Annotated in this window: 26 protein-coding genes and 1 pseudogene; 17 read left to right on the top strand and 10 right to left on the bottom strand. The window is 35.1% G+C overall.

The annotated features are described in order from the left end of the window. The first annotated feature begins 22 nt into the window (after window positions 1-22). The 4 genes from BFU36_RS00250 (at window position 23) to BFU36_RS00235 (ending at window position 3205) form a co-directional block, all read left to right on the top strand. Window positions 23-1180, top strand: a complete 1158-nt coding sequence (locus tag BFU36_RS00250; protein WP_069281321.1) for a nickel-dependent hydrogenase large subunit — start codon at window positions 23-25, stop codon at window positions 1178-1180. Between the two features lie 770 nt (window positions 1181-1950). Further along, window positions 1951-2313, top strand: a complete 363-nt coding sequence (locus BFU36_RS00245; RefSeq protein WP_083216321.1) for a helix-turn-helix domain-containing protein — start codon at window positions 1951-1953, stop codon at window positions 2311-2313. Window positions 2314-2413: 100 nt separating this feature from the next. Next, window positions 2414-2629: a hypothetical protein gene (locus tag BFU36_RS00240; RefSeq protein WP_069281320.1), complete on the top strand. Its 216-nt coding sequence runs from the start codon at window positions 2414-2416 to the stop codon at window positions 2627-2629. Window positions 2630-2704: 75 nt separating this feature from the next. After that, on the top strand, window positions 2705-3205 hold the full coding sequence (locus tag BFU36_RS00235; protein ID WP_069281319.1) for a hypothetical protein: 501 nt from the start codon (window positions 2705-2707) through the stop codon (window positions 3203-3205). On the opposite strand, the gene BFU36_RS00230 is transcribed toward BFU36_RS00235, so the two are convergent. Together BFU36_RS00230 and BFU36_RS00225 are read right to left on the bottom strand one after the other, a co-directional pair. Then, complete coding sequence (locus BFU36_RS00230; protein WP_069281318.1) at window positions 3202-4707, bottom strand: nickel-dependent hydrogenase large subunit; 1506 nt, start codon at window positions 4705-4707, stop codon at window positions 3202-3204. The two genes, BFU36_RS00235 and BFU36_RS00230, sit on opposite strands and share 4 nt — an antisense overlap. Continuing rightward, window positions 4700-5674, bottom strand: a complete 975-nt coding sequence (locus BFU36_RS00225) for a hydrogenase (RefSeq protein WP_069281317.1) — start codon at window positions 5672-5674, stop codon at window positions 4700-4702. The genes BFU36_RS00230 and BFU36_RS00225 overlap by 8 nt, the downstream gene beginning before the upstream one ends. Window positions 5675-5781: 107 nt before the next feature. On the opposite strand from BFU36_RS00225, the gene hypF reads away from it, so the two are divergent. Further along, on the top strand, window positions 5782-8040 hold the full coding sequence (gene hypF / locus BFU36_RS00220; protein WP_069281316.1) for a carbamoyltransferase HypF: 2259 nt from the start codon (window positions 5782-5784) through the stop codon (window positions 8038-8040). A 442-nt stretch (window positions 8041-8482) separates the two neighbouring features. On the opposite strand, the gene BFU36_RS00210 is transcribed toward hypF, so the two are convergent. The 4 genes from BFU36_RS00210 to BFU36_RS00195 are packed head-to-tail and all read right to left on the bottom strand — an operon-like array spanning window position 8483 to window position 11687. After that, window positions 8483-9850 (bottom strand): hypothetical protein, encoded by a 1368-nt coding sequence (locus BFU36_RS00210; protein ID WP_069281314.1) that lies wholly within the window; start codon window positions 9848-9850, stop codon window positions 8483-8485. Then, window positions 9847-10551, bottom strand: a complete 705-nt coding sequence (locus tag BFU36_RS00205; RefSeq protein ID WP_069281313.1) for an ABC transporter ATP-binding protein — start codon at window positions 10549-10551, stop codon at window positions 9847-9849. Before BFU36_RS00205 ends, BFU36_RS00210 begins: the two co-directional genes overlap by 4 nt. A 37-nt stretch (window positions 10552-10588) precedes the next feature. Then, window positions 10589-11080 carry a hypothetical protein gene (locus BFU36_RS00200; protein ID WP_069281312.1) on the bottom strand — a complete coding sequence of 164 codons (492 nt, stop codon included), beginning with the start codon at window positions 11078-11080 and terminating at the stop codon, window positions 10589-10591. Beyond that, on the bottom strand, window positions 11061-11687 hold the full coding sequence (locus BFU36_RS00195) for a molybdopterin-dependent oxidoreductase (protein ID WP_069281311.1): 627 nt from the start codon (window positions 11685-11687) through the stop codon (window positions 11061-11063). The genes BFU36_RS00200 and BFU36_RS00195 overlap by 20 nt, the downstream gene beginning before the upstream one ends. A gap of 264 nt (window positions 11688-11951) precedes the next feature. On the opposite strand from BFU36_RS00195, the gene BFU36_RS00190 reads away from it, so the two are divergent. Together BFU36_RS00190 and BFU36_RS00185 are read left to right on the top strand one after the other, a co-directional pair. After that, window positions 11952-12470 (top strand): hypothetical protein, encoded by a 519-nt coding sequence (locus BFU36_RS00190; protein ID WP_069281310.1) that lies wholly within the window; start codon window positions 11952-11954, stop codon window positions 12468-12470. Next, complete coding sequence (locus tag BFU36_RS00185) at window positions 12454-12747, top strand: hypothetical protein (protein WP_069281309.1); 294 nt, start codon at window positions 12454-12456, stop codon at window positions 12745-12747. Before BFU36_RS00190 ends, BFU36_RS00185 begins: the two co-directional genes overlap by 17 nt. Before the next feature lie 161 nt (window positions 12748-12908). Here the strand turns inward: BFU36_RS00185 and BFU36_RS14525 are convergent. Next, window positions 12909-13028 (bottom strand): annotated as a pseudogene (locus tag BFU36_RS14525) (helix-turn-helix domain-containing protein); the annotation flags it as partial. A gap of 412 nt (window positions 13029-13440) precedes the next feature. On the opposite strand from BFU36_RS14525, the gene BFU36_RS00180 reads away from it, so the two are divergent. From BFU36_RS00180 to BFU36_RS13735, 3 genes are all read left to right on the top strand, one after another. Beyond that, window positions 13441-13713, top strand: coding sequence for a hypothetical protein (locus tag BFU36_RS00180; protein ID WP_143576875.1), 273 nt, complete (start codon window positions 13441-13443; stop codon window positions 13711-13713). A 7-nt stretch (window positions 13714-13720) separates the two neighbouring features. Beyond that, window positions 13721-14233: a DUF488 family protein gene (locus BFU36_RS00175; RefSeq protein ID WP_083216319.1), complete on the top strand. Its 513-nt coding sequence runs from the start codon at window positions 13721-13723 to the stop codon at window positions 14231-14233. Window positions 14234-14424: 191 nt separating this feature from the next. Further along, a complete protein-coding gene (locus BFU36_RS13735) occupies window positions 14425-14571 on the top strand; it encodes a hypothetical protein (RefSeq protein WP_156770039.1) in 147 nt (48 codons plus the stop codon). Window positions 14572-14712: 141 nt separating this feature from the next. Here BFU36_RS13735 and BFU36_RS00170 read toward each other — a convergent pair whose 3' ends face one another. Beyond that, on the bottom strand, window positions 14713-15864 hold the full coding sequence (locus BFU36_RS00170) for a DUF973 family protein (protein ID WP_069281307.1): 1152 nt from the start codon (window positions 15862-15864) through the stop codon (window positions 14713-14715). Window positions 15865-15960: 96 nt separating this feature from the next. Between BFU36_RS00170 and BFU36_RS00165 the strand changes: the two genes are divergently transcribed. From BFU36_RS00165 to BFU36_RS14135, 7 genes are all read left to right on the top strand, one after another. Then, on the top strand, window positions 15961-17205 hold the full coding sequence (locus BFU36_RS00165) for a glycosyltransferase family 4 protein (protein ID WP_069281306.1): 1245 nt from the start codon (window positions 15961-15963) through the stop codon (window positions 17203-17205). Between the two features lie 169 nt (window positions 17206-17374). Then, window positions 17375-18058, top strand: a complete 684-nt coding sequence (locus tag BFU36_RS00160; protein WP_069281305.1) for a class I SAM-dependent methyltransferase — start codon at window positions 17375-17377, stop codon at window positions 18056-18058. A 49-nt stretch (window positions 18059-18107) separates the two neighbouring features. Then, window positions 18108-19238, top strand: coding sequence for a peptidase U32 family protein (locus BFU36_RS00155; protein WP_069281304.1), 1131 nt, complete (start codon window positions 18108-18110; stop codon window positions 19236-19238). Beyond that, complete coding sequence (locus tag BFU36_RS00150; protein WP_069281303.1) at window positions 19231-19911, top strand: MBL fold metallo-hydrolase; 681 nt, start codon at window positions 19231-19233, stop codon at window positions 19909-19911. The genes BFU36_RS00155 and BFU36_RS00150 overlap by 8 nt, the downstream gene beginning before the upstream one ends. Continuing rightward, window positions 19905-20945: a radical SAM/SPASM domain-containing protein gene (locus BFU36_RS00145; RefSeq protein ID WP_069281302.1), complete on the top strand. Its 1041-nt coding sequence runs from the start codon at window positions 19905-19907 to the stop codon at window positions 20943-20945. The genes BFU36_RS00150 and BFU36_RS00145 overlap by 7 nt, the downstream gene beginning before the upstream one ends. Further along, window positions 20942-21820 (top strand): radical SAM protein, encoded by an 879-nt coding sequence (locus tag BFU36_RS00140; protein WP_231961186.1) that lies wholly within the window; start codon window positions 20942-20944, stop codon window positions 21818-21820. The genes BFU36_RS00145 and BFU36_RS00140 overlap by 4 nt, the downstream gene beginning before the upstream one ends. Next, window positions 21780-21965: a hypothetical protein gene (locus BFU36_RS14135; RefSeq protein ID WP_342719107.1), complete on the top strand. Its 186-nt coding sequence runs from the start codon at window positions 21780-21782 to the stop codon at window positions 21963-21965. Before BFU36_RS00140 ends, BFU36_RS14135 begins: the two co-directional genes overlap by 41 nt. Before the next feature lie 46 nt (window positions 21966-22011). Here the strand turns inward: BFU36_RS14135 and BFU36_RS00135 are convergent, their stop codons facing one another. Together BFU36_RS00135 and BFU36_RS00130 are read right to left on the bottom strand one after the other, a co-directional pair. After that, the gene (locus BFU36_RS00135; RefSeq protein WP_069281301.1) at window positions 22012-22575 is read right to left on the bottom strand and encodes a DUF1404 domain-containing protein; all 564 of its coding nucleotides are present in this window, start codon (window positions 22573-22575) and stop codon (window positions 22012-22014) included. A gap of 480 nt (window positions 22576-23055) precedes the next feature. Further along, window positions 23056-23850 carry a hypothetical protein gene (locus BFU36_RS00130; protein WP_069281300.1) on the bottom strand — a complete coding sequence of 265 codons (795 nt, stop codon included), beginning with the start codon at window positions 23848-23850 and terminating at the stop codon, window positions 23056-23058. Window positions 23851-24516: the final 666 nt, after the last annotated feature.

The raw sequence follows: 24516 nt of genomic DNA, 5'->3' as shown, positions 1-24516 counted from the left end.
TTTAAAAAGATAACTAATTTATATGATATCTCCAGAAATAGAAGTCATCAATTTAGACGTTTTTACAAGTGATGGTAAGGTGATAAAGGCAAAATCTAGCGGAAACGTTTTGAGAGGATTTGAGAAAGCGTTTATAGGAAAAGAAGCTTTGAAACTTTATGAAATATTGCCTAGATTATTAGCAACTTGTAGTCAATCACACATTTACGCTTACGTTTCACCTTTTCTAGAAAACAAGCAGATAATTGAAATAATGGTAATGCTAGAGATAGTCGAAAGTCATCTAAGACATCCTTATGCCTATTGGTTTCCTCATTTAAAATTAGGTGTCGAATACGACTTTCCGTCTGGTGATAAATTTAGGAAGGTAAGTTATTACTCTAGAAAGATAAGAGAAATAATGGAGAGAATTGGAGGCAAATGGCCCCATACTAAATATTTAAGTGAAAAAGTTAACGTCCCATTTAAAGGAGAGGATCTAAAGGAAGTTGTCAATTTCGTCGAAAACGAAATACTAGGAATGCCCCTAGGTGATTTCCTAGAAGTAAATGACTTAGACGAAATAAGGAAAGGTGACGTAGGTTTACTAGTTGATAAAGCTTATGAATCAATTTTTTGGAATAATGGCGTCAATAACTATATTACAGTAGGATTTCCATTTGGTACCAATTTCGAGGTTAGTAAATTAAAAGATGAGGGGTTAAGAGTAACATATGATAGTAAACCAGTTGAAGTAGGACCTTTAGCTCAAGCTTTAACCTTTGATGGATTGGTGAGAAAGTATCACGAAAAATTTGGTCCATCTCCCCTATTGAGAGAAATATCGAGGCTTAAGATAATTGCCAAACTACTTATACTTCTTTATCATAACGCTGATTTAATTTCGTCAACTTTAAGAATTCCAGATGGAGAGTATATGGGACTTGTAGAATCGATAAGAGGGTCTTTACTTCATACTTTCAAAATAGATAATGGTAAGATCGAGAATTATAACATTCTACAGCCTACTACAATTATAGCCTCGCCGGGAGGAGTACTAGAGAGGAGTGTAATAGGAATACCAATAGATGGAATACCATTAGCCGTTTCATCATTAGATACATGTTTTGTAACTAAGGTTAATATTTATGACGAGAATAATAGATTAATAGGAAGTAAGAGGATAGGTGGATTCTGCTAACTTTAACAATTTTCAATTTTAAATTTAAATTTTTAGAAAACGTACACTTATTTTTCATCCTCAAAAAGATATGGGTCAGAGAATATGTGAACAACAGTTTAACTAATAAAAACTAAAGAGTATGAAATTAGTTTAAGCGGTAGTTTTTAAGATAAAAATATGAGTTTAGATTCCAATGAGTTAGGTTCTATCTAAAATATGGAGATTATTATAATTTTCAGATATTATGAATATTATTAATTATTCATTAAAATTTACTATCCATTAGATTCCCACTCAGTCTCGTCTGATCAAAATTAAAAGTATTTTTAGAAGTCTCGTCAAATCAAAAGTTGGGAGCTATTAAATTTACAAAATGAGGAAAGTCTAGTTAGAGGAAGTCAGTGCTGGGATACAGTCTTTTAACCCTCTGGATTATCCTAAAATTAGTCTATACCTTGATAATTACGCTATATTAATACAAGATTCATTAAAAATAATTTATTACACCTATCTTTAAATGGTAAAAGTATCTTTACTTTTATTGTAAACAATTATAAGTATACTAGAATTTACCTAGTATATTTTAGTAGCTTCAATATTAAAAGACTCGTCGAAAATATTGGTATTTATAATTATTATTGAAAGCTAAGAGTGAAGTTAAATAATATAATAAAAGTATCGACGATTAAACAGATGCTTAATAATGGTATACTGGGTGTAATATGTTTTCCTCGATAGAAAAGTTAGTTTAATATACTTTTATAAGTTGTCTAAGATTTAGGTACAAGATGGCTCAAGTAAATCAATGTTGCATAAGGGATCAAGACTTATGTCTTCCATATTCTTCGAAACTTTTTGAGCTAATAACTAAAAAGTATACCTATGCTATACTTGTCTTGCTTGACAAATACGGAAAGCTTAGGTTTAATGAAATACAGAGGAAAATTGATGGTATGACTCAAAGGATTCTATCAATCAGACTTAAGGAACTGGAGGACGTTAACCTAGTTAAACGTGAAGTAGTTTCAGAAGAGCCTATAAAAGTATATTATTATCTGACCACTGAAGGTAAGGCTGTTAAAAATGCTATGCAAATACTCATCACGGTTATAAATTTAATAGATAAGGATAAGAACGCTTATATGTGCTAGTTGTCTTGAAAATTGTGACAAAGGAAAGACAAGCCTTTTAAGGCGGGATAATGTTTTTAGTGAAGGGATATTATTAAGGAAAAAAAGAGGTAGTGAGAATGTGTCCCTCCTCCTCAATACTAATCTCGAGGAGGGTGGGGTGAGGGAAAAAGGGATAGGGATAATCTGGTTGAAGATACAGCCATCGCTGGACGAGTGGGTGTTAAAGCCCACTAGCTGTGAAGCGATGAAAATGAAGTTGTTTAACCATAAACCAGTAAATCGCTCTAAGGGAACCTTTAGGACGGAAAGGAGGTCAGTAAAACTGAAAGAATAACTCTGATGCATAATTGGACATTTTTAGTCTAAAGAAAAATATTTTAATATATGGTAATCAATAATATGATACGTAATGACAGAGTCATTTGAAGATCAAGACTATATTGAAGGAATCAAGAAGTTAACTGAGATAGTGATTTACTTAAATAGTAGTGGAATTCTGGATATGATACTTGACCTTTTAAAATCGGGGAAGTTAATCTCGGTTGTAAAATCACCTACGTTTAAGGCTATAGTAGAATTATTAGGTGACATACAGCATATGATAGATTCTGGGGAAGTGAAAGTTGACGATTTCATTAATGGATTTATAGCTATAGCAAAGCATTTAGATAAGATAGGTAAGGTGGTTAGCACACTAGATCAGCATGGAGTTTTAGATGTTATGACTTCCGGTCTATCTAAAGCAGCAGAGAGAATAATTAAGGAGAACAGCCAGTCAAACATTATAGAGTTACTAGCCTCTTTCGATGACCCAGACGTTAAGATGACGTTAGCCTTCTTACAGTATATGTTAAAGGAGCTAGGAAAATCGACAAAACCGTTGGTTAATAAAGATGATGGTAATAGTTAATGTACGTTACACACCATACATGCGTCATGAGATCTTATAATATGATAAACCTCTACAGGATTACTTACATCAACTACCTCAGTCCCTATTAAGGCTTTGGCTACGTGACTCTTATTATTTGAAGGATCTTCTGGTCCCATATTTATTTCTGTTGGTGTAACCATTTGATAATTGTATATTTTTCCATCTTTAACGCTAATCCAATGACCTAGAGCACCTCTAGGTGCCTCAACTAAGCCATAACCCTTTCCCTCTTTTTCTTCATTAGGTTTCTTATAAGTTGGCTTTCCAAACTCAAAGGCTTCTAATTCATCCTCGATTAGCTTATGATAAATTGAAACTCTAACGATTCTTGCTATAACCCTAGCTAAAACACTAGGACCTAACTTATTAACTATATCTAAAATTAAAGGATTTTGTCCTACTGTTAGCATAGCCAGAGCGCCGACTTCCGGTGTTATTAACTCTCCATTAAGATTATATCTAAAACATTTTGTTAAAGTATATTTCCCCTTATCACCACTCATGTTTGGGTTGGTCTCTCCTTCGAAGGGATGAAGACCAATCGTATCCCCTTTAGTGTACTTATAATACGATTTATTAATGAACTCCATAATATTCTTCTGATCGAACCTTACCAATTCACCTTTATTCACTATATAAATTCCTGCTCTAAAGATCAAATCCTTTTCCCTATCAACCTCCTTAACGTATTCATCTTTAGGAAAGTGACCATAACTTAACATAATCCCAGAACCGAAGCCTAACTTATGCCATCCTAATTCATTTCCAAACCTCCAAATTTTTCCCAGATCACTTTCCGGGAAATCCTCAGACCACTGATCTAAATCCTTAACACTTTTTACGGTATTTAAGAACTGATCAAGATCTCCACCTAAGATAACTTTCTCTAAGTAATTTGACGTTATATTTTTTAATATACCCAAAGCCTTATTGATCTCATTAGGATAGGGATCTGTAGTGACCCCGCCCGGAATGATTGCTGAACCGTGTGGCCATTGTCCGCCGAAAATGGCGTAAATTTCAGTATATTTTTTACTCCATCTTATTGCCTCCTTATAAGAACTTCCAACTAATGGAGTCCATCTCTTTAAAATTTCTGGGTAAAATTCATACTTTTCATATAGCCTATTGGTAGAGTCTATCAAGAACATTAAATACGTGTGCCTAATATCATTTTGACACGTTTCAGCCATTGCCAATACGTTCCTAATTTTTACCGCATTTTTAGGGACTTCAGCATTATATATCATATCTAATGCTGACGCTGATGAGTATAGATGCGATCCTCCACATATTCCACATACCCTAGGCGTTATTACTAAAGCATCCCACGGATCCTTATTTCTCAATATTATTTCTAACCCTCTAAACAATCTTGAGATGAATTTCACGTCAACGACCTTATTTTTCTCATATTTAACTTCTACATCTAAATCGCCTTCAACCCTATTAAATGGACTTATCGTTATATTAGTCAATCCAATCCACCTTTTCCTCCTTCTTCACTAACGGTCTCAATAAGAAATTAGGTGCTGCTGATCTAGCTATTGCTGATAACATGGTATAACTTCCCCTACTAACCCCTAATGGTAACTGCTTAGGCAACTCAGCCTTATTCTTCTCCGTCTTAAAGAAATTAAAAGTTGGGAAATCAAATTCAGTGCAACCAAAGCAAGGAGTTCCAACTCTAGTCTTACTACTCTGGTTGTTCCAAAGTATTAAGTTACATGGACTTCTAGTAAATGAGCCTTTACATCCTAGGTTAAAATATAAACAACCTTCCTTATGTCCAAACTCCTTCAAGCCAACCTTATACGAGAAATAAATGTTTCTAGGACATCCAAACTGTGTAGTTGTAGAGTATATGATCTTTAACCTATTATACTCATCTAAAGAGTCCTCGTTTATTTTTCCCTTAAGAATCATTGATAGTGTAGTCATTATCCACTCAGGGTGCGCAGGACAGCCTGAAACATTTATAACTGGAAGACCCTTTCTACTTCTATACTCTCTTCCTAAAAAACCGCCAAACTCTTTATTGCGAAATTGCAGACCTACTGACTCTGAAGGATTAGGGGTTGAAGCTGGAACACCGCCGAAACTAGCACAGTCTCCCACTGCTACTACATAATCAGCTATGTTAGCTATTTCACGTACCCAATCTTTCATAGGCTTCCCCGCGAAGAGATTATACTTTCCAGTTCCATTAGGCCCTAAAACCACCGTACCCTCAAATACTAAAACGTCGAGATGAATTTTTCCATTGACGATTTCATTTAATATTTCCTTTACCTTGTTTCCGCTTTCTAATGAGAGAGAGGGATGCCAGAGCAATTTAACGCTATAAGCCTCAAAGAACTCTAGAATATCCGGGCTCTCGGCATTAAGAAAAGATAAAGTGTTACCTCCACAAGCACCTCCTTGCAACCACAGTAAGTTTTTCATCAAAATAAATATTATATAAAAGAGGCATAATAAATATAATTATCTCTATTAATGAGTAGAATCTTTTATGGAAACCTTTAATTTTTTCCCAATTAAATATAAAATGAATGTCCAGTAAAAGTACTCGTATTAACTCTTATAAGATAATAGTAACTGGCATTGTACAAGGTGTAGGCTTTAGACCATTCGTGTATAGAATAGCTATGAGGTCTGGACTTAAGGGTTACGTTAAGAATCTTGGTGGGAGTGAGGTGGAAATAAGAGTTGAGGGGAGTCAAGAGCGGATAGGGGACTTCATGAACTCACTTTTTAAGGAAATACCTAAACCAGCTAGAATAGAAAAAATAATAATAAATGAAGATCAATTTGTAGGATTTGACAACTTTAGTATAGTTCCAAGTGGAAAATCTAAGAAAGAACCTAGTCAAATTCCTCCAGATTTCGCGGTATGTGATGATTGTTTAAAGGAAGTCCTAGACAAGGATAATAGAAGGCATCGTTATCCTTTTAACAGCTGTGCTTACTGTGGTCCCAGATTTTCAATGATGTACGATATACCATATGATCGAGAAAATACTTCTATGCGTGAATTTCCATTATGTGAACTCTGTAATAAAGAATATCAAGACCCAACAGATGAGAGAAGATTTGACGCACAAGGAATTAGTTGCCCATCGTGTGGACCAAGGCTATTTCTAGAAACTATAGATGGTGAGAGAGTAGATACTCAAGATCCAATAGGACTTACAGCTAAGTTGTTATCAGAGGGATATATAATAGCTGTTAAGGGTATAGGTGGATTCCATATAGCTGCTGATCCTTTCAATGACGACACAGTTTTAAAGTTAAGGGAGAGAAAAAATAGACCCCAACAACCATTTGCCGTTATGGGCCTTAACGTGGACATAATTAAAAATTATGCTTACATATCTAGATTAGAGGAGGAAATTCTAACTTCTCCGGAAAGACCAGTAGTATTGCTAAGAAAAAGGGAGGAAAATTACGAATTATCTAAATACATCTCTCCAGGGTTGGATAGGGAAGGATTCTTTCTATTCTATACCCCATTACATTACTTGGTACTAGACTCCTTTTCCAAGCACTTACTTATCATGACCAGTGGTAACAAACACGGTTTTCCCATGTGTATAGAAGAGGAATGTGTTAGGCAGAAGCTTAAAGGTGTAGTAGACTATCTTCTTTACCACAATAGGAAAATCGTCAATAGGGTAGATGATAGTGTGGTCAGAGTATCTAATAACAGAGTACTCCTGTTGAGGCGTAGTAGAGGTTATGCTCCATTATGGATAAGGTTAAATAGGAAATTGAATAATCACGTTATTGCAGTAGGTGCTGAACTACAGAACGTAGGAGGAGTTGGATTTGATAACAAGGCGCTTCTGACACAATACATTGGAGATACCGATGAAATAGAAACGTTGCAAGACTTAGATAAATACTTAGAGTTTTTCATAAAAATTTACTCTGTAAAACCTAAACTCGTAATTGCAGATAAGAATCCAGCATATCAAAGTACGTACTTGGCTGAGAAGATTGCTGAAAGATATAACGCAGACTTTATTCAAGTTCAGCACCATTATGCTCACATTTTAAGTGTAGCCTCAGAACATGGATATGAGGAAGGGGTGGGAATTGCAATTGATGGTGTAGGTTATGGTGATGACGGGAATGCGTGGGGTGGTGAGGTGATAAGGTTCAGTGGGGAGAAGTATGAGAGAAAATATCATTTAAAATACGTTCCCTATATCGGTGGAGACATTAATGCCATAAGACCTAACAGGATGTTAGCCTTATTCTTGTCATCCTTTATGAGATGGGATGAGATTAAAAGTTTCGTAAAGCTCAACGAAATGGAATATACTTTATTAGAAAAGAGCACAAAAAGAAGTGGAATAATGACTTCCAGTACGGGTAGAGTTCTTGACGCAGTTTCAGCTTTCTTAGGCGTTTGTAATCTTAGGACGTATGAAGGAGAACCTGCGATTAAATTAGAGGCTTATGCTAGAGGAGGGAGACTACTAGATCTAGAAATTCCTATAGAGGGAGAAGAGATAAATACTATAAAAATATTTGAATGGCTTATAGAGAATAGGGGAAAATATAGGGGAAATGATATAGCTTATACTGTACAATATAGGCTTGGAGAGGCGTTGATAAAAGCTGCATTAAAGGCTAATCCTACCGATAGGATTTTAGTTTCCGGTGGTGCTGCCGTAAATGAGTATATATTAAAGGGGATGATTGATAATTCAGAAGGACTAGAAATAGTGACTCCTAAGAGAGTTCCAGCAGGTGATGGAGGTATTGCTTTAGGTCAAATTTATTACGCTACCTTTTCAACTTAATTTTATAGTTCTAAAGGCGATAAACAATTATTTAAGACATTTGGTGTTAGGGGTTTGGGTTTCATCGGATCTCATATATATCAACCCTTGGGCTTCACGGGAGTCAAGCGAATTTTTCGCCTTCACCCGCCCCATTAGCGGGATAACCCCAACCCACAGTGGGGGAACATCTTGGGCTATGCCAGCCTTTCGGGATACATACCCACATCTGGCATTATGTAAAAATATTAGTATGGAGTTGTATAAACTTAATAGTCACACTGAAACTGCCGACTACGGGATGGACTCTCGTGACGGGTACATAATTATAAATATAACTTTACATCTTCAGAGTCAAGCATAGGTACTCCGCAACATATTATATAGCATTACTTTTTGTTTACTGTACACTTCCCCTTGATGATATGGACTATAATATTCCTAATAACTACATTAGTTTTCGTTAACAGTAATTATTTATAGATAGTCTTTCAACGAAATCCTTCCAAAGTCTTTCAGAAAACGGTCCATAAAGAATTATTAAATATATTAAAAAGTACGATAAGAAGAGATATAAAGAGAAAACTACATTGTTTGTGGTAATAACGTAGAGAGTAGGGCTCCAAATAGTGACAGCTAAAGCTATGAAAATCAATACTCCCATAAGAGAGAATTTGAATGGTATTTGCTCGATGTCCCTAATTTGTGGAGGTGGTCTAAAAGAGATTAGTAACCAGGTAAGTGGTACTGAGGATAAAGGTAGTGCAAATAAACTTATTCCGATTCCTAGTAGGTGATGTGCAATCTCAACTATTCCAAATGGTGAAATTACAGTGTATGAAAGTAACAATCTAGCAAACATTCTAGTCCTTATATATTTCATCAAGTTCAATCCTACAAAATCTATCCATAATCTCTCGTTTTGAAATGATTGTCCTATGAACGTAACGTAAAAGGTTACACAGTAAATCAATAAGAGGTTATTTATTACTATTGATGATTTAAATAGCATCAAAATTAAAGCCCCTACAACCGAGGGAGGAATAACTATGATAAGAGTTGGTATCCTTAAATTTTTCGTACCACTCCCATAAAATCCAAATCTCATAGTTGTTGAAAAGAACGTAGTGTAGAGGATCGACCCAAAGAATGAAGAAGGGAAAGGAAAATCTATTGGGTTCTTAAACTCAGAGGGATAAATGGTTAACGAAATAGCCCTCTCCTTAAGTTCTTTACTTATCTTGTACAAGAAAACTTCCATAAGACCTAGGAGTATTACGTAATATAATAACGAAAAGGGTGAAGGATTGATAAGTAGATATATCAGATTAATCGAAGGATATACAAAGAATGAGGCAAGCAGATATGCTAGGAAAAGTACGTTTATTAATATCCTCCTCTGTAAGTTTAATACTCCTCCTATTATAAACAAACTTGAAAGGAATAGCGAGAAGAGGATTACTCCTATCACACTGATTAATACGGATGAAGAGGAGAGTATAGAAAAGAATAGGAAGATGAGTAGGAGGATAAGTGAATCTCCCAATTGTTTAATTAGAATTAAGTTAAATAGTTTAACTTTAGTAGAAATTAATACGAAATCCATTTCAGATTTTGTTAGGTAAGAGGGATAAATTAGACCAAAGATGACAATACTAAGTGAACCCCAAAATATTATGTCTTCGCCCACTACTCCTAATTCAATATAAGGATGAGTTAATCTAACCCATGCTAAGAGGGCTATGAATAAATAAGAGATTAAACTAACGATTATGAATCCCTTAGTATATCTCGATTTAACGTAAAAGTAAAATAACCTGGTTAACCTCAAATTTTCCCACCCATAATTCTTGCTACTACTTCTTCCAATCTCTCCTCGTTTTTAGAGAGTTTTTTCAGATCATCCATTCTACCCTCCCAAATAACTCTTCCCTTATTAATTATAATGACGTACGACGTAAGCCTCTCTGCAATAGACATTATGTGTGTAGAGACGAGCATAGTGGAGTTCAATCCTCTCAAGTACTTGATCACTTCTTCTTGTGTTGGTAGGTCTAGGTAATTCAGTGGTTCGTCTAGGAGCAAAACTCTTGGTCTGTGAATTAAAGTCATCGCAATTGCTAATTTCTGTCTATTACCTCTGGACAGGGATCCTGCTGGCTTATCTAAATCCTCTAAATGAAGAAAGGAAGCTAGTTCAACTATTCTACTCTTATAATCCCTTACTCCCCTCAACAATGCTATGTATTCTAAGTTCTCCTTTACTGTTAAGTTTAAGAAAGGTAAGGCGTCCTCTGGTAAATATCCAATACAGTCCCCTGCCAAATCCGGAGTGGAATTACAAACCATTACTTTTCCCGAATCGGGCTTCAACAAGCCAGATAGTATTCTAAGCGTTGTAGACTTCCCAGCTCCATTAGGACCTAAGAGAGCAAAGGATTCTCCACAAGGTACTTTGAAGCTTAGCTCATCGAGAGCCTTTATTTTAGTGAAACTCTTAGTTACTCCTTCTAATTCTATGCAATACTCCACAAGTCAGAAATTAAAAATAAAGGATTTAGCTCTATCGCTAGAAGAAGTATAAGGTATCTAGATAGAAGGCTATTGCAAACAACGTCAACATCGCTAACGGTAGGACGTAACTATAAATAGCTTTACTCTTAACTCCTTTTCTTAACAACAAATTTCCTAAACCAGAGGTAGAGTGTAGTATGAAGAAGAAGGCTAGAGGGGCTATTAATATTAAATGTAGCTCCAAGCTGTTTCCTCTGTTTAATAATCCTAACGTCATTACTGTTATGAAAGTTGAGGTTTGGGGACCCGCACCAAAGCCCGTAATTCCTTCTAATATGGCTAAGATGAATAATATGTAAGCAGTTTGTCTTTGAAGTTCCGGGTTATAAATTGAATCCTTAGATATTGGATTGAACGTCTTCTTGTAATTGTTAACCATCATTACAATCCCTATGACAAAAAGGGGTATCAATTTTGAAATAGCCCCTAAAGAGATGATTAGAGTAGACGTTATTATTAATAATCTATTAGTCCTTCCTTGCAACATCAGGATACCCCAGACTTTCCCAATAGCCTAGAACATTCTTCGATGTTACATGAATTCTCACAAGCCACTTAGTATATGTATAACCCCACCACCTGGGAACAACCATTCTAACTGGATATCCGTGAACTTGAGGTAGGGGCTTTCCGTCAACCATGTAAGCTACTAATGTATCATCTTCCATTGCCTTCCATAAGGGTAAATCTGCTGTATAACCCTCTGCACCAAATGTCAAAACCTTAATTGCCGAAGCTTTAGGGTTAGCCATGTTAAGTATATACCTTAAAGGAACACCAGTCCACTCAACGTTTGCCCTTAAGAATAGAGGGTCTGAAACACATTGTATAGTATCTTTTATGGTGACAGAAGGCATTGAAGTTAATTCGTTATAAGTTATTTGTAAAGGATTTTCAACATCTCCATCTACTGTTAATACGTAATTATTAAGATTTATTGAAGGAGTTTCAGCTATTTGTACTACGTACCAACTTCCGAAAGGAGTTAAACCATTAGAATGTTGTAAGGAATTAATCTCATAACTACCCAGTCGATAAAGTGTTATTAAGGAAGCTGAAAGAACCATTAACTTTAAAAAGTCTCTTCTTCGCATAATTCTCTTATTATAAACTAGAAATATAAGTATTTACCAGAATCTAAACTATGTTTGAAATGAGATTAAAATCCTTTACGTTCTAGATTGGTAGTTTAAAAAGAGTACATTCACCAGATTAAGTCTACTAAAAATTTTTAAGAATATCAATAATTTTTTATAAAATATGAGGAAAAGCCCCTCCCTTCGTGGTGGAGAGGAAGTCAAGCATATAATCGCATTATGACTATACAATTTTATATCTTTAGATTCCAAATATTCACTATGGAAGAACAGCTAGAGAAGTACGCTGAGTTTCTGGAGAAGTACGCTGAGTATTTAAGAAAGAATGGGAAACCAATCATAGATATACCTTTATCGCCTGAAGAAATTTTATCTGAGGCGTCAAGAATAAGGGCAAAGTCTAAGGTTAAAGCTGAGCATGGTTGGATATACGTTGATCTCAACGAAGGAGTTGTTGAGCATTGGGCTCATATAGAAGGGGAGGTTATAATTAAGCTAGACAAATTATACAGACCGTTAAAGATAGAGATAGAAATAAAGGACACAATGGATAGTGAAAAAGTGATTAATGAGATAGAGAGAGCGAATAATGAAATAAAATTTCTAAAAGATTATATTATGGAAATAACCTTGGCAGAGGGAGTTGTTGAGCATTGGGCTCATATAGAAGGGGAGGTTATAATTAAGCTAGACAAATTATACAGACCGTTAAAGATAGAGATAGAAATAAAGGACACAATGGATAGTGAAAAAGTGCTAATGCATGCTGATCTTCTCTAATCATTTGCGGAAACACCTCGAAGATATAAGAAACTATATGAAAGGGTTTAACGATATTGACCCACTCGGTAGTGAAGTGCTATCTTTCCTTGAGAGGGTAAAAGGAACACTACAAGTTCCGAATACACGCTTAGGAGAAATTGAAAGATGGAGAGTGATTATCCACTTTAAATCTTGTGCTAAAATAAGATACATTATTGCCAAGAACAAGAATAATGAGTTAATATTAGTCACAGCCCATCCAGATCCTGATGCCGATAAATATATTGAATTTTAAACTTAATTATCTGAAAATTTTAGGATATAGTAAAAACAGAATTATTATATAAATTACAAATTAACCATATATAGCTAAATTTATGGCGTCGTTAAATGGATATAGAGATGTTATAGCATTCATCAATATCCAACTTATTGACGTACTAGGTTTGGCTAAATCTAATGTTGGAAGAACTGTTGTCTTCTCTCGTAGTTGACCTCGTTCCATAGTTTAGCTGAAGCATCAGCTAATTTTCTCAATTTCCTCTGTTGTGCTCCATTAGGGAATAATCTGACAGTTACAGTGCGGAGGTAATGGGAAAAATCGGCTCCCGCTCCTCATAGAGAAGTTGACCAGAAGGGAGTTCCATAGGAAGAGGTGGGAAAAAGAGTTTAAAAACTTTTATCCCGCCTTAAAAGGTTTGCCGTTCTTTTATCAAATAGTAAAATATTTGCGAATTAACACTCTGATTAACCTTACAATGCGATGAAAGCCTAGCCATTCATGGCGGGGAGAAAGTCAGAAAAGGCTAAAAAGTCATAAAAATATCTAAAATATTGCTAGATAATACCATATATGGGAATGTATAACCTTCAAAAATTATTTGAGTGTAAGGGAGATGTGCGATCTAATCTAAAGCCGTATTATGTAAGATAGCCAAAGACTTACTTTATAACTTCCTCATGTATATTATAATTGGGGTGCTTTCCTTTGTACCGATCATCTGAGAAATACCTAAAAGAACTTTTCGATGAAGTGACTAACGTGATAGCTCAATATAGTAATGATACTCAAAAGATGCTCAAAAAACTTGAAGAGACAATAAACAAGTATGGTGTTGTTTTACACATTGACGTAAATGAAGATGAATATATTCTCATAAACTTTATACTTGGTAGATCAAAATATAAAATAAAGATTGGGGATGGTAATTTACTGTTGTTAAATGAAAGAGGAAGGGTATTATTAGAATACGTAATCTAATTTTTCCATGATTCTATATACTGTCGGTCACTCAAACAGGACTTTAGATGAGTTAATTGAGTTATTATTAGAGTATAAAATAGGCCTACTGGTTGATGTCAGAAGATGGCCTAAAAGTAGAAAATTTCCACATTTTAACAAAGAGAACCTAGAGAAACAACCCATTGAGTACATTTGGTTAGAGGAATTAGGAGGCTATAGAAAATTTGGTAAAGACGTCAATGATCTAGGAATAGCTAAATGCTTCCAGAGTGAAGGCTTTAGAGCTTATGCTACTTACATAACGACTTCTGAAAAAGCTAAAAACGCATTAGACAATTTACTAAAACTAGCTAGTACGAGAAATGTAGCAATAATGTGTGCTGAACGCCTACCTTGGAATTGTCATAGGAAGATTATTTCCGATTGGTTTTACGCTAAGGGATTTAAAGTAATTCATATAATAGATAAAGAGCACATAATAGAACACAAATTAAGTAAATGTGCATCAATTAGGGATAATCAACTAATATATTTTTAGATAATACGTAACTTATGATAATTAGTTTTCATAGCCTTAAGGTTGCTCTTTCAATTATCCTGATGTAAATGAGCAGGTTCATTAGCCTCGCTTAAATCCCTCTATCTAATACTGATCTCAACATGAAATTCTTCTAGCTGATAAATGGAAGGCAAGCCTTTTAAGGCAGGGGTGATATTTTTGCAAAGGACATGGAGGGAAGTCAAAAAGGGGTAGTGAGAGTGTGCCCTTCTCCTCAATACGAGCCTAAGGGGGTGAGGGAAAAGGGGCAAATCTGGCTGAACCATAGCTGGACGAGTGGGGTAAACACACCTATTGGAAGTGATGAAAATGAATAAACCCATTAATAGCCCTAAGGGAACCTTTATCGCGGAAAGTCAGAATCCCATTTCACGTGTTATTTAATAAATTTGTTTAGATTCTAGACATCTCTATTTACAAAGTCGAGAGAAGCCTCGTCATTTATAATAGTGAGGAAGTCAATTATAAGTAGCTTTAGCACTTATCTTTTGCCCGTTAGAGAGTAAAAGTTCTATACTATACATAGATCCTTTAGATAAGACAAGGGCTGTCTTGAAGTTAATAATAACATCATTTATTCCCACCTTTAATTCACTTGGGGTTATGTCATTAGTCGTCAACTCCGATCCCACTAATGTAGCACTCAAAATTTGTAAAGGATGCTGAGAGTAAATTGATAATCTAGCTATCCCGCTACTACTTAGTGTTCCGGAAACTATCTCGCTAATAGTTCTTACTTGTTGGCTACCATATTGTTCACTAACAAATCCCCTCTGTTGTAGCACTCCGCTCTGTTGCAGTACTTCCGGGCTAGTATTGAGAATATTTGTAGGCTCCTTTAAGTTAGAATACAAGGTAATGAAACCTATTAGATCTAATGTGTAACCTACTGAGCTTGACAATATTCCTATAAATATACCTATGATAGTTATAGTTAGATTGATAATGGATATGTGTATAAGTGATGCGAACTCCGGTGAAGTAAGGTAAACTATTACAGATCCGACTAAGAAGAGAATTGATGCTGATGAAATCATCAGACCAGCGTTCCTTACAGAACTGTTGAAATATATCCTACCTAAGGCACTAAAATTTAAGCCTAATATTATGAATCCTACTGAACCGACTACAAAGCCTATCACTCCTAAAATTATTCCTATCGTAAGTAAAGTTTGAGCTATATTCAGAAAGTAGATACTTGAAAAAGACGTTACTACACCAGCTAAGATCACTACTCCTCCTATGAGGATAACATTTAAGGAATAGATACCACCTCTAACGTCCTTCTTACCTGAGGCTATTAGCGAATAGAATCCCTTAATTGAATTCCAGTAAAACATGAAGAATAAGGAAAAAAGGACTATAATTCCCGATAGTAGTATTCCTAAAAATAATAGCCCAGATGAAAAGGGAGATATCAAGGAGGACGACCCAGACTGTTGAGATAATCCAGTTGCCAGAGCACCAGCTAAACTAGTTTCAATCAGAGCACCGGCTAAACTAATCTCAATAAGTATTGGTATAGGTAATACCACTCCTAGGATTAGTAAAATAAGGTAAAATAATGAGCCCTCTTTAAGTTTTTCTATACCAGAAATTTCAATGCTCATTTCTCACACAAAATAACTAATAGAATACTCAAATAAATCTTTTTATGCAACAAATTCATAGTTAGTGATTTATTTTCTGCAATATAAAGCTAATTCGTGAGACTGGGGATAGTTTACAACAACTTCCTCTCTCCCATATTTGCAGGAGGAGGGGCTGTCCACGCTTATGAAGTAATCTCTAGGCTAAAGAAAAGTTTCAAAATAATATACTATCCATCTAGTACAGTTTTCATTTGGGATAAGGATAAGTTAGAGGAAAAGGCTAAAGAGTTAAGAAGAAATGGGATAGAGGTCGTTGACGAGTTCTTTTCCCTTCTTGATAACTATACTAAATATTCATCAATGTTAAGGGGTGTTAAAAAGTTTTTAAACCAAGAGAAATTAGCCTTAGAGATATCTAAGCAATATGATGTAGATAAGGTAGATTTTCTATATGAACCAGATCATACCTCATTCGACATCTTTTATTTAGGGAAAAAGAGAGAGTTCGGTTTAACTCTACATGTACCCTTATTTTATGATGATTCTCTACATTATTTGAAAAGATTAATGAAATTCTACACGTTTAATCCTTATACTGGTAAAGGCTTCTATACGAGGTTTTTTTATAACCAATATGTCAAGAGAAAATATATTAGACTTCTAAAAGAGATTAAGCCAACCTTCGTCGCTGGAGTATCTGAGGGTCCCTTAGCAGATACCAATTTAAACAAGTTTGGAATAAAAACTGAACTTCTAATACCGGGTAATGCATTTGACCCCGAATTATTAAAATATAGGAATAGGGGTAAAGAGGAGTATATCATTTTCTGGAGTAGGTTAAACCAGGATAAAGGTCTGCCAGAGCTACCAGATATCTTGAAGATGATGAGCAGAAAGGTCAAGCTAATTATAGCAGGAAAGTTTTTCGACAGATACAACGAAAGAGTCTTTTGGAATAAAGTTAAGAAATATGGATTAGAAGTGGAGTACCTAGGCTTTTTACCCAGAGATAGGTTAAATGAGGTAGTATCTAAGGCGAAACTATTTATCTATCCATCACATGTAGATGGCTTCTCCCTAGTAGTTTTAGAAGCCTTAGCCTTAGGAACCCCTGTTATAGCTTATGACATTCCTGCAATAAGAAGCGTTTACGGAAGATTAAAGGCTGTTAAAATCGTTAAAGAATTTGATAAAGCGAGAATTGCAGAAGAGGCTTCAAAGATTTTATCCCTGAGAGAAAAGGAAATTGAGGATTTAATGAACGATGAAGAGTTAATGAGGTTCTTAAATCTTTACTCAAGTTGGGATAACGTAGCTAGTGCTGTTAAAAAAATAATAGAGAAATATTCTTCTAGTTAATTATTAAATTGAAATTCTATCTCTACTATTATTGTAAAATTTTCTCTTGCTTTAAAAAATGAGGAAAACTTAGCCATTTATGGAGTGTAGGAAGTCAAATGAAACAGTGGAACTTATAATTCTATACATGATTAGCTAAAGGTTAAAAAGCTTTAAAGTTACGTATTATATTTCTATTAACGTGGTAAGAGTTAGTAATGAGGAATTACAGAAAATTTATAATGATCTACCAAAATTTTATGATAGGGCTAACGCTTTAGTTTCCTTCTTTAAGGATGTAGAATGGAGAGCAACCCTGGTAAAATATATATCTAATTACTACCCCGATACAAGAAGAATATTAGACGTCGCAAGCGGTAAGGGTGAACTATCTTATATCATAAATAAAATGATCAAAGGTGAAACGATCATGGTAGATTATGCTGAAAATATGTTACTAAACTCTTTTGTTAAAGCAGACCGAGTTCAAGGGTCCTTCTATAAATTACCGTTTAGAGATGAAAGTTTCGATTGCGTAGTAAGTAGCTTTGCTTTACACTCTGCAGACGATATTGGGGAAGTGGTAAAAGAAATGGCTAGAGTATCTAGAGGTTGTGTTGGAGTGATAGCGATGGGAAAATCAGATAACATGGTGTATAGAAAGTACGTATCGTTTTATTTAGGCTATATTCAGCCTTATTTAGCGTGTTTAGTTGGAGCTAAATCGAGGGATTATAAATACATTTTCTACATTTATCAAAGGATACCCACAAATACCCAATTGAAAAATACTATAAGCAAAATCCTTAACCTAAAGATCTTTGAAGAAAAAGCTCTTGGAACAGTATACATATTTTTAGGTTCAAAACGTTAATCAGTCCAACATTAAATCCTTAAATCGTTTTTACGACAGTAAATCTATTATGAGGCTTGTTTTAGCAACTAATTTTGACGATTCCCTCTTGGAGAAGGTTAGGAATTATCCCGTTAAGTACATTTTTGGGAGCCAAACGAAAAGTATAACTGGTCATGGTAGGGCATCCTTCATATTACCTAAAGTAGACGATGAGAGGTTAAAGGAACATATAGACATAGCTCATTCTTATAACATAAAATTCCTTTATACTATGAACACTGCTACATTGAATGGTAAGGAGTACTCGTCTACATTTCTAGAAAGTTTAAAGAAAGAAGTAGACAAATTAATTAATATCGGAGTTGATGGTTTTATTCTAGCTCTTCCATTTCTAGTTTATTACATTAAGAAGGAGTATCAAAATATAGAAGTTTCCATCTCATCCTATGCTAGGGTACATAATATCAGGGAGTTTGAGGAATACGTTAATATGGGAGCTAACACCATAATCGTGAATGAAGATGAGAACAGAAATTTTAAGCTGTTGAGGAGCCTAGTATCTAACTTCAGATATAGGGCTGATATTGAACTGATACTTAACAACTCCTGTCTATGGGGATGTCCATACAGACTATCTCATGATATTGTATCATCAATAACTTCTTCCCATGATGGTTTAAACAACGTGTGGTTCGAGTATCCTATACTGTTTTGTGCAACGGAAGTTAGGAATGACTTGGCAAACATAATAAGGATGAGGTGGATTAGACCAGAAGACTTATCATTTTACGAGAACATTGGAATAGATAGGTTTAAGATAGCTGGCAGAAATAAGAAAACTGAATGGTTAGTAAATGTAGTAAAAGCTTATGTTGAGAGGAAATATGAGGGTAATTTATTAGATATTGTAAGCTACCCTCAAGGTAGAGCAGTGCCAAAAGTAATGAGAAAGGTTAACGGACCTAATTTTTACGATATACTTGAAAAAGTTATCGTGGACAATACGAAATTTCCTAGGAATTGGATCACGTTCTTTGAACATAACGACTGTACTAGTAGAAGCTGTGAGGAATGTAAATATTGCGATATAATAGCGGAAAAGGTAATTACGATTAACGGTAAGTCACTTTCTGAAACTAAATCTGAGAAAGTCACTCCTCCATTAGAACTAGTTCCGAGGTTCTCCCAAAATGGTTAAACTAAACGATTACGTTAGAGTGTTAGAACTCGTAGAGCCTAACTTTTTCGGAAGAATCTTAAATCATAACGTTGTCATAATCGATAAGGGGCCTAACGGAGGTCTTATGATGATAGATACTAGCTTGCCGGAGAATCTGGATAACGTAGAAAAATACTTAGGATCATGGGGGTTCTCCATTGCAGACGTATCAGACATAGTTTTAACGCACTTTCATCCAGATCACTTCGCAAACGCTATGGAAATCAAGAAAATAGCAAAGGCTAAGATATATGCTCATGAACTCGAGGAACTAACTATTTTAAATGACGTAAACTATAACGAAGTTAAGCAAGAGTTTAACGTCAGTGAAGAGGAGTTCAAGTTAACGATGAAGAGGATAAACTCTATGCATTACAAAATACCTGAAATCGACGTTCATCTAAAAGGAGGAGAGGAGTTAGGTCGTTTTAAGGTAATCCATACCCCTGGGCATACAAAAGGTCACATAGTTTTGTACAATAAAGAGGTTTTAATAGCTGGAGATGCGATAAGAAATTATAACGGACTTAAGCCACCTATAAAGTTCTTCTCTTGGAATTATGAAAAGGCTATAGAGTATTTTAACTATCTACTTAATTTGGAATACAAATACTTAGTCCCTTATCATGGTGAGGTGATAAGTAAATGTTAGCCCCTTATGTCGTAGTTTGGGAAAGTACAAAGGCTTGTGATTTCGCTTGTAAACATTGTAGAGCGAAGGCAATTCCGAACAGACTACCTAATGAGCTAGAGGAAAAAGAAGTGTTTTCATTAGTAGACGACCTATCCAGTTTAGGAGTGAAGATCTTCGTGATAAGTGGAGGCGATGCATTAAAGAGAGATGACATCTTTGAGATAATCCAATACTCATCTAAGAAGATAAACACTGCATTATCTCCGAGTGGGAGTAAGATAGATATAAACATTGCCAAAAAACTAAGGGACGCTGGGGTCTCTATAGCTTCAATAAGTGTTGATGGACCAGAAGAGATTCATGATGAGTTTAGAGGAGTTAAGGGCGCATTTGAGATAGCATTGAAAGCAATCAACTCATTCAAGCAAGTCGGTATTCAAGTTCAAATAAATACTACTATAAGTAAGTATAACATTAATCACTTAGAGAAGGTTAAGGAGACAGTATTATCACTTAACCCAATTTATTGGGATATCTTCGTATTAATTCCAGTTGGAAGGGCGACTAGTGAAATGATGATAACTCCAGAGGAGAACGAAATGCTTATGAGGAAAGTTTATAATTGGAGGCATAAGGAAGGGATTAACGTAAGGATGACCTGCAACCCATATTATATAAGAGTATCAAATGAATTAGGTAGAAAACCACTACCGCCTGATACCAAATACGGGAGGAGAAGTATTGAAGGAGCGAGAGGCTGTATGGCTGGAAATGGTTACGCCTTTATATCCTATGACGGTACAGTTTATCCTTGTGGATTCTTACCCATACCAGCTGGGAATATAAAGTTTAAGAAGTTCAGTGAGATCTATAATGAATCACCAATCTTCAATTCACTAAGAAATCCTAACTCACTTGAAGGAAAGTGTGGAATATGTGAATACAGAACAGTTTGTGGAGGGTGTAGAGCTAGATCTTATTCATTAACTAAAGATTATCTAGCCGAAGATCCCTTCTGTTTATATACACCAAAAAGGGTGAGGTTAGCTTGATAAGTATTTCCAGGTTAGTTAATGGTAGACCAGAAAAAGCAGATGAAATAAGGTACTCTGGTAAAAGAGACTACTATCCAAAAGTACTAGTGTTCAACGTAACTAGAAATTGTAACTTAAAATGTGTTCATTGCTACTCTAACTCTGGCTTATCCAGATTTCAAGATTTACCACTATCAGCTTGGCTTAATGCAGTGAAAAAAGCAGCTGAAATGGGTGTAAAACACATTCTATTATCCGGAGGAGAACCATTAGATAGAAGGGACTTAAGTTCAATAGCTAAGGAGGCATATGACTATGGAATCTCAGTAGAGCTATCAACAAATGGTACTATGCTAACAAGGGAAAGAGTAGAGGAGTTAAAGAAGTATGTCAGTTACATAGGAGTGAGCATTGATGGACCAGAAGAAGTTCATGATAAGTTTAGGGGAGTTAGAGGAGCATTTAAGAAGGCAATGGAAGGCATAAGATTAGCTAAGCAAGCCGGAATAAAGACCGGTCTAAGGTTTACGATAACTAAACTGAATTATAGATACGTTGATTTCGTGTTTGATATAATGAAAAAGGAGGGAATTAATAGGGTTTGCTTTTATCACCTAGCATACTCTGGTAGGGCTGATATGAGCTTAGACATTGATAACAAAACTAGGTATGAAGTTGTGAACAAGATTATTGAGAGGAGTAAAGATGGGGAAGTGTTAACTGCAGATAATCCGGTAGATGGAATATTAGTATACATAAAAACTGGGTTTAGTAACGAGGTCCTTGAGTTATTAAAGAGGAATGGTGGAAACAAGTCTGGAGAGAGAATAGCAGATATAAGCCCCAGAAGGAATTGTTTATCCGGACCAGTTCACTCCAATACCCATAGGTAACATTAATAATCTTAAGGAGATTTGGGATAAGCCAAATGACTTAGTTGGAAAGTTAAGGGAGAGATGGAAGTACGTTAAGTGTTCCCATTGTCCCTTCTTCACTGTATGTAACGGCGGTTTAAGGGGGAAGAGCATTGGTTGCTAAAGGAGATTTATGGGAAAAAGACCCTTCATGTTATTTAGACGAGATCTTAAAATATCTTGAACATTCCCCTCAACATTTTCACTATAACATAAACGAAAATAATCATCATAACGGTGAACATAACTATTCCAGTTAATATCTCTTGAGTAGGAGCGTATGGCGAAAAAGTATATGCAGCGTTGGAGTATAATGGAAACTCAACTAGAAATAAAACTGCTAAAACGGAATCTGCGCTCATCCACAATATAAGCAAAAAGACCTTCAGTGCATAAGAGAATTTATTAACACTTAAACCTCCCAGAATCCCAGCTAAGAATAAGGTTACGTCATTGCCGATCCTCCAGTCTACGTAAGCACTAGCTAAGTTGAAGAATAATGGTATATGCCAAAATGTTGCGATAACTATGCTAGGCAAAACGTAAAGTATCTCCCCTCTCAAAATCTTATATGCTATGATAAAACCAGAAATGTATAATAAGTAATGAGATAACATGAATAACCATTCGTATTTGAACTCCATAATTTCAGTATAAGGATTGACTGCTAAGATTAGGAGAATTATTGGTAGAGATAAGTTCTTGATATTGACTTGATCCTTGAGAAGTTTCATATATTTATATTAGATTTAATGAATTAAAAACATTCGTTACAAAACGAGGAAAGCCTTCCCTTCAAGCAGGAGGGATTCAGGTATTTATAATGGGCGTTATTGAGGTAGACTTATATGAAATCAGCTCTGAATTATGCGTGGACAACAATTTCGTCCAACTGTAAAATTTTTTACTTATGCAAGAGTCTATTGTGGAAGAATATTTTCAGCTAGCTATTGTGTTTCTCGTTAAGTTAGGTGAATGCTAGGAAATCAAACCCATACTCGTGCCAATAAATAACTCTAAAAATACTTTTCCATCTAAAGAAAATTCAATTTATATCAAAACAACCAAATTGTTGCCCACACAAAGAATCGTATCAAATCAAGAAGTCCTGTGAAACACAAAAATTGTTTCTTTAGAATCCTGCACGATAATCCTCCTCCCAGCCTAAAGGACATGCTGAGGTATTAAAAATGTGTTTTTAAAATAAAAAATCATTATGCTAAGTTCTCCAACTTCTCTAATATGCTTTCTTCTGCTGCTCTGTAGACTATTAACTCTCCTCTTCCATTTAGGGAGAATAATTTACTCAACGCATCTTCATTCAGATATTTCATGTTTCCAAGTTTTAATATAGCGTTCCTTATTTCACCATTCTTTACAATACCTACTAATTTGAAGTTGTCTCCCTTAAGCAATAAGTACACTGAATCTAACCTTAATGCATCTTTAAGCTTTAGTATTAACTCATTCATATCTCCACTAATTCTCATAACCTCTGTTAGGTTGTATTGTATGTTAGGTCCTAATTTCGGTAGGTAATAGAAGAAGTGTTTAGTTATCAAGTGCTCTGCCATATTTCCGTACCACTTAGCCCTCTTCGTATAAGCCTTTCTTCGGAATACGTCAAAGAATGAAGAGGAGTACTCCACTACACACCTAGCGTTTAAGATATCATCTTTAGTTATAAAGGAAAACGAAATTTTCAGATTTCCATCGTCACTTGAAAATCGATACGATATCTCATCCATTATTAACTGTGGTCCTTCTAGAACACTATCTATTGCGTAAAGATTGCCCTCTTCATCTTGATATAAGAATGCTGCTTTAAACTTATTTGCTGGATCAATAGCATCCCCTTGAGGAACAAAGCTTTGTTTTTTATTATCAAATACCTTATATAACGTTATATGACCAGAGGCACCAGAGAAGATGTAGGGATCGGTTAGTACGTTAAATATTGAACCCCTACTTGCCTTAATTTTCAAACTTCCGTTGTATTCTTCCTTCATGAGCTAGTAACAGTTTTTATATTTTTAAAGTTTTCGTTGAAATAATCAAGATTTAGAAAGTTTAGTTTTAAGGAATAAGAGACACAACATTACTCTTCAATTCATCTATATAAATTTATACTTCAGTTAAAGTATTTATAGTGTATTTCATAAATATCATACAAATGATCAGCATGAATTATACTTATGACAATAAATTAAAAGTATATATTTAGCTTTTACTCTTTTTTAAAATAATTACCCAAATTTGCTAAAGAAGCTTCGATTTTCACAAATTATCCTTAACTGACCTCTTCTCCGCCCTAAATGACGAGGCTTTCCTCAACTTTGTAGAAGAGCATTTCTTAAGGTCTTTCCTCAACTTGTAAATCGTTTATACGAGATTTTAAAAGGACTTGCCAATTAGAGTATCTGACAAAGGAAAGACAAGCCTCGGGGTAAAGTTTTTAGTGAAGGAAGATTATTGAGGGAAGCTAAAAAAGGGGTAATAAGAACGTGTCCTTCCTCCTCAATATTAGTCTCGAGGAGAGTGGAGTAAGGAAAAAGGGATAGAGGTTGAACAATTGCTGGACGAATGGACGTTAAAGCCTACTAGCTATGAAGTGATGAAGGCGGTAATCCAGTGAACCGCCCTAAGGGGTAAAGGTTAGCTCTATCCTCTCTAAT

It is taken from the genome of Sulfolobus sp. A20 (assembly GCF_001719125.1).
In the GTDB taxonomy this organism is placed as follows: Archaea; Thermoproteota; Thermoprotei_A; order Sulfolobales; family Sulfolobaceae; genus Saccharolobus.
This window is presented reverse-complemented; position numbering and strand designations above follow the sequence as displayed.

What these genes read in the sequence shown, in the direction of transcription:
- BFU36_RS00250 (WP_069281321.1), top strand. Translation starts at nt 23, where the DNA reads ATGATATCTCCAGAAATAGAAGTCATCAATTTAGACGTTTTTACAAGT.
- BFU36_RS00245 (WP_083216321.1), top strand. Translation starts at nt 1,951, where the DNA reads ATGGCTCAAGTAAATCAATGTTGCATAAGGGATCAAGACTTATGTCTT.
- BFU36_RS00235 (WP_069281319.1), top strand. Translation starts at nt 2,705, where the DNA reads ATGACAGAGTCATTTGAAGATCAAGACTATATTGAAGGAATCAAGAAG.
- BFU36_RS00225 (WP_069281317.1), bottom strand. Translation starts at nt 5,674, where the DNA reads ATGAAAAACTTACTGTGGTTGCAAGGAGGTGCTTGTGGAGGTAACACT.
- hypF (WP_069281316.1), top strand. Translation starts at nt 5,782, where the DNA reads ATGTCCAGTAAAAGTACTCGTATTAACTCTTATAAGATAATAGTAACT.
- BFU36_RS00200 (WP_069281312.1), bottom strand. Translation starts at nt 11,080, where the DNA reads ATGTTGCAAGGAAGGACTAATAGATTATTAATAATAACGTCTACTCTA.
- BFU36_RS00195 (WP_069281311.1), bottom strand. Translation starts at nt 11,687, where the DNA reads ATGCGAAGAAGAGACTTTTTAAAGTTAATGGTTCTTTCAGCTTCCTTA.
- BFU36_RS00190 (WP_069281310.1), top strand. Translation starts at nt 11,952, where the DNA reads ATGGAAGAACAGCTAGAGAAGTACGCTGAGTTTCTGGAGAAGTACGCT.
- BFU36_RS00185 (WP_069281309.1), top strand. Translation starts at nt 12,454, where the DNA reads ATGCTGATCTTCTCTAATCATTTGCGGAAACACCTCGAAGATATAAGA.
- BFU36_RS00175 (WP_083216319.1), top strand. Translation starts at nt 13,721, where the DNA reads ATGATTCTATATACTGTCGGTCACTCAAACAGGACTTTAGATGAGTTA.
- BFU36_RS13735 (WP_156770039.1), top strand. Translation starts at nt 14,425, where the DNA reads ATGGAGGGAAGTCAAAAAGGGGTAGTGAGAGTGTGCCCTTCTCCTCAA.
- BFU36_RS00170 (WP_069281307.1), bottom strand. Translation starts at nt 15,864, where the DNA reads ATGAGCATTGAAATTTCTGGTATAGAAAAACTTAAAGAGGGCTCATTA.
- BFU36_RS00155 (WP_069281304.1), top strand. Translation starts at nt 18,108, where the DNA reads ATGAGGCTTGTTTTAGCAACTAATTTTGACGATTCCCTCTTGGAGAAG.
- BFU36_RS00150 (WP_069281303.1), top strand. Translation starts at nt 19,231, where the DNA reads ATGGTTAAACTAAACGATTACGTTAGAGTGTTAGAACTCGTAGAGCCT.
- BFU36_RS00145 (WP_069281302.1), top strand. Translation starts at nt 19,905, where the DNA reads ATGTTAGCCCCTTATGTCGTAGTTTGGGAAAGTACAAAGGCTTGTGAT.
- BFU36_RS00135 (WP_069281301.1), bottom strand. Translation starts at nt 22,575, where the DNA reads ATGAAACTTCTCAAGGATCAAGTCAATATCAAGAACTTATCTCTACCA.
- BFU36_RS00130 (WP_069281300.1), bottom strand. Translation starts at nt 23,850, where the DNA reads ATGAAGGAAGAATACAACGGAAGTTTGAAAATTAAGGCAAGTAGGGGT.